The organism is Pantoea sp. ME81 (assembly GCF_903970985.1).
GTDB lineage: Bacteria > Pseudomonadota > Gammaproteobacteria > Enterobacterales > Enterobacteriaceae > Pantoea > Pantoea communis.
The window spans coordinates 1-9,404 of the sequence record NZ_CAJCKS010000180.1 but is presented as its reverse complement, the minus strand read 5'-3'; the positions used below and the strand labels follow the sequence as shown (position 1 = coordinate 9,404).

Genomic DNA, 9,404 nt, shown 5'->3' with positions numbered 1-9,404 from the left:
TGCGCACGTACAAAAGTTATGAAAATGCGAAGGAAGTTAAGCGCGCCGTCGGACTCGCCACGGTGACCCTGTCGCTTATAAGCATGATGCCGTCACTGAAATCAGAACAGGTGAGCCGTGAGCGCCTTGTTCAACTTCTCGGGGAGATGACGGAGAGCGTGAGAACAGAAGGGTGACCTAGTACTGTGCTCGCTGGGTTCTGTGCTCGCTGGGTTCTGTGCTCGCTGGCGGACAGAGCAGGAAAAAAAATCCCGGGCGGCGAAACCCGGGAGCAACAGGAGTGAGCACGTCCGGTCTGAAGCCGGCGATGTTGGTTCCTGATAATATGTCAGCTATTGCAATACGTCACACTGGTGTCAGCAGAGAAGTTACGCACGTCTTCAAAATAACGTTATATTCAGTGAACGTTGCCAGGAAGCGTCTGATTTGCAATGAGGGCATTAATGCGTTGCTGAGATTACATACCAGACTGCAGAAACAGAAAGGCCCGGAACGGATCCGGGCCATCTGATACCAGGGCGGCGTCATCCTGACACCTGTCTTGCAGATTAATAATAGCCTGCTTTGAGAAAAGCATTAGTAAAGACGCCACAAATTCAGTGGGGCGTCTGCAATCATTTCTGCAGCGTTCAGAATGCTGGAAATCAGCTTGCCGTATCCAGAAAAAGGCCCGGACGTGCCCGTAGATAATTCAATAGGTTACCTTAATTGAGTCTGGATCTAATCCAGCCGGCGCTTTCATCATGGTACCAGGTAAACAGTTGTCAGACCGGCCTCTGCAGCCTCGGGGCTGAAAGGCGGGATAGATGTATGCGCCATAAACTGCGATGAGGCAGATGTTTCATTATGTTAATTTCTTGACGCCATACAGATTAATAAGCCACGCTTTAAAAGCATACCCAGCATGATGACTGGGTTAATCCATCATTCAACAGACGTTAATAAGGGTTAATTATGGTTGATAAAGCAGAAATTCTGGACCATGCGCAGGTAGTGGACGTTGCCGGCGAGCACGTGGGTATTGTTGACCACTTTGAGGGTGATGACAAAATCAAGCTGGCGAAAAGTGACCCGGAAGCCGGCGGTCAGCATCACATCATCCCCTTCAGCTGGGTTAAGGAAGTGGATGACAATAAAGTCATTCTTTCCAAATCTAAAGATGAAGTTGAAAGTGAGTGGCAGGCTGTGTGATGAAACGCCGCGGCTGAAATGCCGCGGCTAATTTTTAAAGCTTTATTGTTTTTTAAAGCTTTATTGTATTGACTGCATATTCCCCTGGCACTATGCACAGCAGTTTTTCTCACGCATTTATATTCTGTTCTATACCCGGCAACTCCGCCACACAAAGCCAATATTTTATTTCTTATCCATATGACAGATTTTTCTTCTGGTTAAAGGGCCATAGGCGTCTATATTCAGTCCTGATGTTGTTATTTTCCTGGGAAGGAGGATTTGCTGAGTTTTTATCATGACGATGAGAAAGGCCAAATCACTATTGGAGAGGCGGCGGTCGCCGGCCTGGACATCACGGCCGAGTCCCTGATGAAGGAGTTCGCCGCGATAGCCGAAGCTGACGTCAGCGACGAGAAGCTTGCGGGGATCTTTGATGCCAGACGCTGGCTGCAGGGTTTCCGTCATTACGGCAGTCGCCAGTCGGCCGAGCTGCACTGGATGACGATGGCGGGTCTGGAAAACGACGGATAGCATTACTAGGAATGTAGAACGCCCCCGGCCGGGACACGACGATGAAAAACCAGCATCGCATCGGGCGCGCTCTGCGCGTGCCGGCCGGAGAAACTGTAAGAGATGACGCTTCCGCTCTTCGTAAAGCAAGTTATTCATCCTCATGATTTATAATGATTAGCATTTTTTGCTAAAAAAATTCATTTCACCGTCAAAAATATCTCTGTACAGGTTTTTATATTTTGTATAACTTTCCGCGCATCATCACCCGATGACATTTTAACCATTCTTTTCGAGAGAAATGACTATGCGCCAGAACAGCATGAAACCTGATACTGCGGGAGACATAGCCCGTTATTTCACCGACGCCCAACTTCCTTCGCAGCAGGCCATGCTGGGGCAGGTCGTGGTGGAAATCCTGCACAGCGGCGCCGCCCTTAACCGGACGGCCATCTGCGCAAAGCTCGTACGTCGTCTGGAGCTTTCGGGCAGTGCAGAAGAGGAGCAGCTCTGCCGCACGCTGATTGGCCTGCTGTTTGGCCGGGAAGAGGCTCTCTGAATCAGGTATCTGCCCACAGCAGTGCCTTCTCCGGCGTGGATATCACATCCGGTCATGCATGCGGATGTAACGTCAGCCAGCCGCGTCAGCGGCGGCAGGTACAGGAAAGCGTCCCTTTACTGACACCCGGGAAGTGGTATGTACAGAAACAAAACTGAAATGCTTATGGACCACGTTATCGGTGAGGCCGTCCTCGGTCTGCTCAGCGAGAATGCACCGGTATCGGGTGCAACGGTTGCCGTCAGGCTGATGGAAATGGCCGCGCGTGAAACGCATCCAGACAGGGCTGAGGCCCTGAAACTGGCGCTTGATGAGGTCAGTGCGGCGCTTCCTGGCGCCCGGCTCGTACAGAGTCCGGAGTCGCTGTTTATGACGGAGGATGCGCCTCCGCCAGGCACTCGCCGGCACTGACCGGTAACGTATCTCCGCCACGGGCGGAGGCAGAACGGAGTCTGCAGACAGCCCGGGCGCCCGCGGCGCCCTCCTCTTTATCTGTCCCGGATGATGGGTTATGCAGCAGAACAAAACCGAAGAAGAAATTCTCAGTGTAATTAATCAGCGCGGCGATCAGCTGGCCGCTGAGTCAGAAATCATCAGCGCGGTATTTGCACGACTGAAGGCTCAGGGCGGACGCGTGCTGCGAAAGGACGTGATTCTCAGCCTGATAGCAGAGCTGGAGAGCACATCTGACGTCGTCAGGCTTGATGTACTGCGCGGCGCGCTGGAGATTGTTGTGGGGTATTCGCGAGAGGAAGAGGACGCGTAGTCCGGTTCGGCAACGAAGCCACAACACTGATTGTATGAGGCCTGCTTCGCAGGCCTTTTCTGCTTAAGCGGACGGGGTAATGGTCACCTGTAGGTCAGGATGAGCCAACGACCCGCAGGTTTGTTCCTGAATATGAAGGTCCTGAGTCAGTGAAGGCGCTCAGCCAGCAGGCCGATAGCGGCCAGACAGGCTTTTTTCTTCCAGAGCTCGGGAGCGCTGATGCTCATCCGCCACAGTACTCCTGAGAGATGCTGTATGGATATCGCCTCTTCAGATTCGTACACAAGCATCGCTTTTACGGCCTGACCGGTGACCTCGCAGATTTCGGCGTGACCGGGGTCAGGGCTTATTTCCGGAGACTGTCTGTCTGTTACGTCCGTGGGGCTGGCGGGATGAAGAACTTTTTTCAATATCTCTCCCGGACTGATTCAGGCTTTCCTTCGTGAAAATCAGGAAGCGATTACACATGCGGTCGTGCCCAGTACAGCATTATGGCAAGACGTCTGCCGCTGAAGGCCTGCCCGGTTACTGTAGGCCGACTTCAGAATGAAGCCCGGCGGCGGAACGCCGGGCTTCGGATGTACAGTCAGAGGGCGCCTCCCCGCGGCCTATGACCCGCAGTCATCATAGTTGCCGCTGAATAAACCTGCCCGAAATATTTTTTTGCTGGCGCCTCAGCCAGATAAATTCATTTCCACCTCCTTCCGCCAGGCTTCCGCTTGCCAGACAAAACTCACTCAATAATTCTATACATAAAAACAGTGCATTCAGGATGAGGATTTTATATGCACGCCTTGCACACAGCGCTTACCGACCATATGAAAGACGCTTCGGGGACAGGATCATGAAACCCGCCGCCTACAGTCCCGGCCTGACGCTGCTCTGGCCACCCATTTTCACCTCGCGCGTGTGCGTACCACTTTATGCTGAGCCCTGCGCGGCAGGCTTCCCCTCTCCTGCCGCGGACTGAGTGTAAAACGAACTTGACCTCAATGAGCTCTGCATCCGCCGGCGCGCCTCTACAATTTTGTGCGGGCGAGCGGCAGCAGCATGGAAGGCCTTGGTCTTTATGACGGCGACGTCATGGTGGTTGACCGGGCCGAAGAGGCCTGACACGGGGACATCGTTATCGCGGAGGTGAACGGGAAGTTCACGGTCAAGCGCCTGCAGCTGCAGCCAAGGCTCGCGCTCCTGCCGATGAATCCCGCTATTACCCGGAGGAGCTGCAGCTGCTCGGCGTGGTGACCTGGTGGTTTTAGTGTCAGGGGGCATGTCACATGCGCGCGCCCTTCAATACTGTACGCGCCCGATTATCCACTGTCGCCAGGTTTGGGCGGCCGGCCGCCTGAGCAGCGTCTGCCAATGCGAGGCGGCAAGCGGCCAGTCATGCGCCATGTCCGCTCTGACGGCGGGCTGACTCCGATTCTGATAATAATTCATACGTGCTCCTCACAGCGCCTGTTTACAACGCGCACGCGCCGGATGACATCTCTGATATCAGTATAAGCCGCTATCCTTAGAGCATCAGCGGGAGGTCATCATGTGTGGAAGATTTGCGCAGTACATCAGCCTTGACGAGTATTTTGATGCGATGGGTCTGAAGCCGGACCAGATCACCTTCGACACTGAGCCCATCGGCCGGTATAACGTTGCGCCGGGCACGCGTGTGCTGCTCCTCAACGGACAGCACGATGCTCTGCGACTCGACACCGTGCTCTGGGGCTATGGCCCGGAGTGGTGGGATAAGCAGCCGCTGATTAATGCACGCGGTGAAACGGCGGCAGGCAGCTGTACAGATATGACCACGGAAAAGAAGGGTTGTGATTGTGACGTCAGGCAGCAACAGGGGCATGGTTGATATTCATGACAGGCACCCGCTGGTGATTACCCCTGACGCCGTTTGCGAGTGGCTTAGCGCCGACACGTCACCTGAGCGGGCAGAAGAAATTGCGCACGCCGTAGCCCTTCCCGAAACGGCGTTCACGTGGTACCCGGTCAGCAGAAAAGTGGGTAACATTCATCATCAGGGCAGCGAGTTGATTTATGCCATCCCGGAGGAGAATGAATGAACTTTTCGTAGTAAAATCGTTTCTTCGCGGGGATGCCCTCTTATAACTGATGAAGACATAAATCTCACCACGTTATATAAATCGACGTGAGTATGTCAGAAACATCAGGTCAGAGTGCTGGACCGGAAGAATAAGGGCACGGAGAATGCTGCCCGTAGTGGCTCTTAAAACGAAGTATTCTAAAAGTTGATCAACAGGAATTTGAAAGGAGAAGAAAACAGTGTTATCAACGAAGGCCGCAGCTGGATTTCTCATTTTTGGCCATTACTCAGCCCTGTTTGTATACCGGAGATCTCATGCCGTCTGAACCGGGTATCCGACACGATATTACGCTGGGGTTTTACTGCCTGCCCGCCATCATCGTTATCAGCGTTGCAGGCTATTTGACCGACCATGTTGCCGCAGCCAGTATCGCAACAAGTGGCGCGATTACCCTTGCTTTCGGAGCAAACAAAACATGGGGGGGATCATCACTGTCGCTGCTCGCAACCACTGTAGCGGGTCTTATTTTTGCTACCTGGCTGGGTAGTCTGACTGGAAATATATTTCCCCTGTATTTGGCCGGTGCACTGCTTTATACCGGCTTGTATGTGGTAATGGCTAACATCGATGTCAGTGCATGGTGGATGCTGCAGCAGTGGACAATTAGTTACCTCGTCTCGGGCAGCTTTGCTGGAAGCCCAAATTATGCCTTTCTGCGTGCCGGCCTTGTCGGTGCAGGCGGAATACTACAGATAATAATTCTGGCAATAATCTTCCAGCGACGAAGCTTTCAGCTTCGCGATTTCAGCCCAGGCACGTGGAAACGTTTTTTAATGCATTTTCTTGTAAAGTACAGACACCGTGTCCATCTGCAATGGTCGGTCATATGCGGCATCCTGGGGATGGCTGGTGCGCTGACGGCAGTTCATCTGCTAAACTTGACAAATGGCTACTGGGCGAGTATGACGCTGCTCATCTGCCTGCGAAATAATTACCGGGATACCTTATCAAGAGTGCAGGCACGTGTGCTTGGAACGCTGACAGGCTGTATTACGGCAGCTGGCCTCATCGATTATTGCAGCAGTTCGTTATTTATAATGGCTGGATTTATTATCACCGGATTCGCTGCCTTCACATTCTCTTATTCCATGATTAATCGATCGTATGGCCTCTTCAGCTTTCTCATCACTACAATGGTTGTTTTCATGATCTCAGGATTCGGCATCCCTCAGACAGGTATTGCCATTCACCGGTTTGAGTCTACTGCCCTGGGAGGGGCAACGGCTATTCTGGCGATCATACTTACCCGAATGGCCACGCGCGAACAAATTCTTAAGCTAAGCCGCTCAGGGCCAGAATGATATTCTATTATTCATGCCATTCACTTAACGATCGGCCGGGCACGATAGCATAGCGCCTGTTACGAACGTCAGGATAAATACCGACAAAAAAATTCATGGCATGCAGGTCACCTGCGAAGGCCAGTGCATGATGTCGGGCAGCAGAATCCTCCCGCTCACACGATGAATGAAGGGAGCCATTCTGCAGAGCGATGCCAGAAATGTTCTGCAGACTCAGGCCGCGCTCTTTCATTAACGATCTTATTCACAAATCCACAGGAACGATCCAGAAACAGTTCCATTATGATCCTTATAGTTCCATACAGATCCCGGCGTCCTGTGAAGCCTGGCATGACTGGTATGAGACCAGATCCCGATGTGCACTGCACGGGTGGTTGTGTATCAGCGGGATAGCAATGTGTCATGCCGGGATGTATTGTGTGTTCTGGTGGGAAGCGCCCGGATCATACTCTTGACCAGCACATACGTTCAGGGAATTCATATAACCAAATAAAATAAAACACTTTTATTTTCGATGCGTTATACAGCGACATGATCATCAGGGGGAAAAAAACTCACAGTTAATTCTAATAATACTGTGCAGCCCGTCGCCCTTATGCGACTGGTAGTTTTTGTGCCCAAACCTTCCAAGTCGCAGGGAAAAATAATGTTGTGGTTGCCTCCGAGCTGTTTTCCCAGCTGAATATCGCCAAAGCTGAAGGTTACGACAACATCAATATTGCGGGCCCGCGTCTGGATATGGACTGCGACTTCAAGGTCTGGATTGGTGTCATCTGTGCATTCAGCAAGCACGGCCTTAATTCAAATAAAATCGAGCTAAAATTTACTGATTTTGCAAAGGGTTGCGGATTTTCAGCCAAACGCTTAGACAGTCGTCTACGCAATGCAATTCATGGGTCGCTGGGTAAACTGCGTAACATGTCGGTCTCGTTTAAACGGGTAAAAGAAGTACGTGGTAGCTCCCAGACAGGCCTGCTCAAAACCGGCTATTTTGACGCTGACAAAGACATTGTTAGGCTGGAAGCCGATGAGGAGCTCAGTGAGCTTTTTCAGCTCGATTATCGCGTGCTCCTGCAACAGCATGCGATTAAGGCGTTTCAAAAAAAAAGAGGCGGCGTAGGCGATTTATACCCTTATTGAAAGACTTCTCGCTCACCCCATACCTGTGGCCTTTGCGCGCCTGCGTGAACGCCTTTCGCTCTCCAGCTCGGTGAGCGAACAAAATCGCACGATCAAAAAGCGCTAAAGCAGTTGCAGAAAATCGGATATCTGGAATTCTCACTTGTCCGTAAAGAACGTGAGAATTACCTTATTATTAATAACGTAACCCAAAAATTAAAACCCTCTGATTTGCAATGATCGTCTACAGCCGGGTCATAACGGTATAAGTAAACATGTGTGCTGCCGGGCACGCTCTCAAGCAGATTACCAGCATATGTGGGTGTGATCAGGGGTTGTTTGTCAGTGTGTGCTGTCGGGCAGGGCTCTTTTTCACCTCGCATCTGAGTCTGGGGACGCCCTGACGATGTGCACTGGCGGGACAGAAACCCGTATTTCCCCGCCAGCGCACATTTTCGGGATTCTAATCCCGCCAGCACACACTTACCCAGGGTCCCTCCTGTAATAACGAGTTTGCTGACAGGAGGGGTCCTGAGTAATCTCTGCATTCACAGCCCGTAAAAAACGGGGATGTTTTAGATCTTAAGACAGATCTCTGAAATTATTTGCCATCCACGCCGGGCCACTACCTGCAGCTGGCAGGCTGATTATCCTCATCTATTTACACTAGGTATAAGTGACAACCGGAATGATGATGGCTCAGCACTGTTCTTATGCGCTCCCTCAGAATTGCAGCACGTCCCGCTGACACGCTTGCTGTTGCCAGCACCGAAACTTACTCTTTTAATGGTCTCAGTGCGCGCGACTGTGCCAGTGGAAGTCGAGGCTCACTGCTTCCCCATCCTTCTCCATGACTATCCGCTCCCTGGCGCAGACGGCGTTGGGTATGACCTCTTTCCAGGCACGGTCTGTGAGCTCGGGATGCTGAGGGATATAAAATATTCCCGTGATAAGCCACAGACGGGAATCTACCTGGCTGACCGTCTGGGGAGACAACCAGAGCGGCATGCTGAAACCCAGGGCGCGGGTATCCGCAATGCGCAGGATACCTTCAGGGGGCAGCGAATCCGCGAACGCGACCGCGGGCAGGGGCGCGCGCAGGCAGAGGGAACCACACCGGGGAAACCTGTCGCCGTCAATCGTCACTGGTAAATTGAGATGCGAAGCAGAAATGCCAGCGGCGGAAGATGTCCGCCCGCTTAAGCGGTCCTCGCTGTAAATCATGCCGGTAAGATTTTCTTCCCGCACGGCCCGGGCGTACGCATGCTCAGCAACCGCAGTACAGAAGGCGCTGAACGAGGATGCAGGCATCCCGTCGAGCGGAAAGCGCCGGAAAATCGCTTCCCGCTCAGGGTTGCTGAGCACGGACTGGCCCCGGGTCTGTAAAAGATTTTTAAGCGTGAGCTCAAACCCGTCGCGGGATACCAGCGTCCAGAACAACCAGGCCGCGGCATCTTCCAGCAGTTGTGGGTGAAATTCATTTTTCATGACGTTATTTTCCTTGTTTTATCCGGGAGCATCCTTACTGGTTCATTTCTGATGCCTGAGTCGGTAATAGCTGATGTGGTGACTTTCCGAGAGAATACGATGGCCACCCGATTTAAGGCGCAGTACGGCGGGCATAGACGTCACCTGGCGGCATCATGATGCCCGCACGGGCCCTTATGCCCTGACGAAGCCGTCTGCCAGCAGGTGATGCAGAAGCTCATCTTCACCTGCGGCCGCAACGCGCCGCCAGCCTGAACGGTTCAGGAGCGCATCCAGCGCCGGCAGCTCGCCGGTGATGCGCGCAGGCAACGGTATACAACAGTTGCGTGAGTTGCTCGGCTTGTTTGGCATCCAATTGCTCTTCCTGCGCCAGACGG

11 protein-coding genes and 2 pseudogenes are annotated in these 9,404 nt (G+C 52.6%); 10 read left to right on the top strand and 3 right to left on the bottom strand.

The features are described 5' to 3' along the window. Positions 1 to 954: 954 nt before the first annotated feature. The 5 genes from H7A81_RS22830 (at position 955) to H7A81_RS22810 (ending at position 3,008) form a co-directional block, all read left to right on the top strand. On the top strand, positions 955 to 1,191 hold the full coding sequence (locus H7A81_RS22830) for a DUF2171 domain-containing protein (protein ID WP_182058805.1): 237 nt from the start codon (positions 955 to 957) through the stop codon (positions 1,189 to 1,191). Positions 1,192 to 1,452: 261 nt separating this feature from the next. Then, a complete protein-coding gene (locus H7A81_RS22825) occupies positions 1,453 to 1,704 on the top strand; it encodes a hypothetical protein (RefSeq protein ID WP_182058804.1) in 252 nt (83 codons plus the stop codon). 286 nt (positions 1,705 to 1,990) lie between these two features. Beyond that, positions 1,991 to 2,242, top strand: a complete 252-nt coding sequence (ycgZ, locus tag H7A81_RS22820; protein ID WP_182058803.1) for a regulatory protein YcgZ — start codon at positions 1,991 to 1,993, stop codon at positions 2,240 to 2,242. Positions 2,243 to 2,380: 138 nt separating this feature from the next. Next, positions 2,381 to 2,653 (top strand): hypothetical protein, encoded by a 273-nt coding sequence (locus H7A81_RS22815; RefSeq protein ID WP_052206155.1) that lies wholly within the window; start codon positions 2,381 to 2,383, stop codon positions 2,651 to 2,653. A 100-nt stretch (positions 2,654 to 2,753) separates the two neighbouring features. After that, complete coding sequence (locus H7A81_RS22810) at positions 2,754 to 3,008, top strand: biofilm development regulator YmgB/AriR family protein (protein WP_182058802.1); 255 nt, start codon at positions 2,754 to 2,756, stop codon at positions 3,006 to 3,008. Between the two features lie 146 nt (positions 3,009 to 3,154). Here the strand turns inward: H7A81_RS22810 and H7A81_RS22805 are convergent, their stop codons facing one another. Next, entirely contained in the window at positions 3,155 to 3,418 is a 264-nt protein-coding gene (locus H7A81_RS22805) for a hypothetical protein (protein WP_255479024.1), read from the bottom strand. Between the two features lie 434 nt (positions 3,419 to 3,852). Between H7A81_RS22805 and umuD the strand changes: the two are divergent. From umuD to H7A81_RS27930, 5 genes and pseudogenes are all read left to right on the top strand, one after another. Further along, positions 3,853 to 4,267, top strand: a pseudogene (gene umuD, locus H7A81_RS27570) (translesion error-prone DNA polymerase V autoproteolytic subunit). Positions 4,268 to 4,548: 281 nt separating this feature from the next. Further along, a complete protein-coding gene (locus H7A81_RS27815) occupies positions 4,549 to 4,866 on the top strand; it encodes an SOS response-associated peptidase family protein (RefSeq protein WP_255479023.1) in 318 nt (105 codons plus the stop codon). After that, a complete protein-coding gene (locus tag H7A81_RS27810; RefSeq protein WP_255479022.1) occupies positions 4,859 to 5,077 on the top strand; it encodes an SOS response-associated peptidase family protein in 219 nt (72 codons plus the stop codon). The genes H7A81_RS27815 and H7A81_RS27810 overlap by 8 nt, the downstream gene beginning before the upstream one ends. A gap of 296 nt (positions 5,078 to 5,373) precedes the next feature. Further along, complete coding sequence (locus tag H7A81_RS22795; protein WP_182058801.1) at positions 5,374 to 6,420, top strand: FUSC family protein; 1,047 nt, start codon at positions 5,374 to 5,376, stop codon at positions 6,418 to 6,420. A 651-nt stretch (positions 6,421 to 7,071) separates the two neighbouring features. Next, positions 7,072 to 7,560 carry a RepB family plasmid replication initiator protein gene (locus H7A81_RS27930; protein WP_304622202.1) on the top strand — a complete coding sequence of 163 codons (489 nt, stop codon included), beginning with the start codon at positions 7,072 to 7,074 and terminating at the stop codon, positions 7,558 to 7,560. A 771-nt stretch (positions 7,561 to 8,331) separates the two neighbouring features. On the opposite strand, the gene H7A81_RS22785 is transcribed toward H7A81_RS27930, so the two are convergent. Together H7A81_RS22785 and H7A81_RS22780 are read right to left on the bottom strand one after the other, a co-directional pair. Then, positions 8,332 to 9,027, bottom strand: coding sequence for a hypothetical protein (locus tag H7A81_RS22785; protein ID WP_182058800.1), 696 nt, complete (start codon positions 9,025 to 9,027; stop codon positions 8,332 to 8,334). A 174-nt stretch (positions 9,028 to 9,201) separates the two neighbouring features. Further along, positions 9,202 to 9,404: pseudogene (locus H7A81_RS22780) on the bottom strand (hypothetical protein); the annotation flags it as partial.

What these genes read in the sequence shown, in the direction of transcription:
- H7A81_RS27810 (WP_255479022.1), top strand. Translation starts at nt 4,859, where the DNA reads ATGGTTGATATTCATGACAGGCACCCGCTGGTGATTACCCCTGACGCC.
- H7A81_RS22810 (WP_182058802.1), top strand. Translation starts at nt 2,754, where the DNA reads ATGCAGCAGAACAAAACCGAAGAAGAAATTCTCAGTGTAATTAATCAG.
- H7A81_RS22815 (WP_052206155.1), top strand. Translation starts at nt 2,381, where the DNA reads ATGTACAGAAACAAAACTGAAATGCTTATGGACCACGTTATCGGTGAG.
- H7A81_RS22830 (WP_182058805.1), top strand. Translation starts at nt 955, where the DNA reads ATGGTTGATAAAGCAGAAATTCTGGACCATGCGCAGGTAGTGGACGTT.
- H7A81_RS27815 (WP_255479023.1), top strand. Translation starts at nt 4,549, where the DNA reads ATGTGTGGAAGATTTGCGCAGTACATCAGCCTTGACGAGTATTTTGAT.
- ycgZ (WP_182058803.1), top strand. Translation starts at nt 1,991, where the DNA reads ATGCGCCAGAACAGCATGAAACCTGATACTGCGGGAGACATAGCCCGT.
- H7A81_RS22785 (WP_182058800.1), bottom strand. Translation starts at nt 9,027, where the DNA reads ATGAAAAATGAATTTCACCCACAACTGCTGGAAGATGCCGCGGCCTGG.
- H7A81_RS22795 (WP_182058801.1), top strand. Translation starts at nt 5,374, where the DNA reads ATGCCGTCTGAACCGGGTATCCGACACGATATTACGCTGGGGTTTTAC.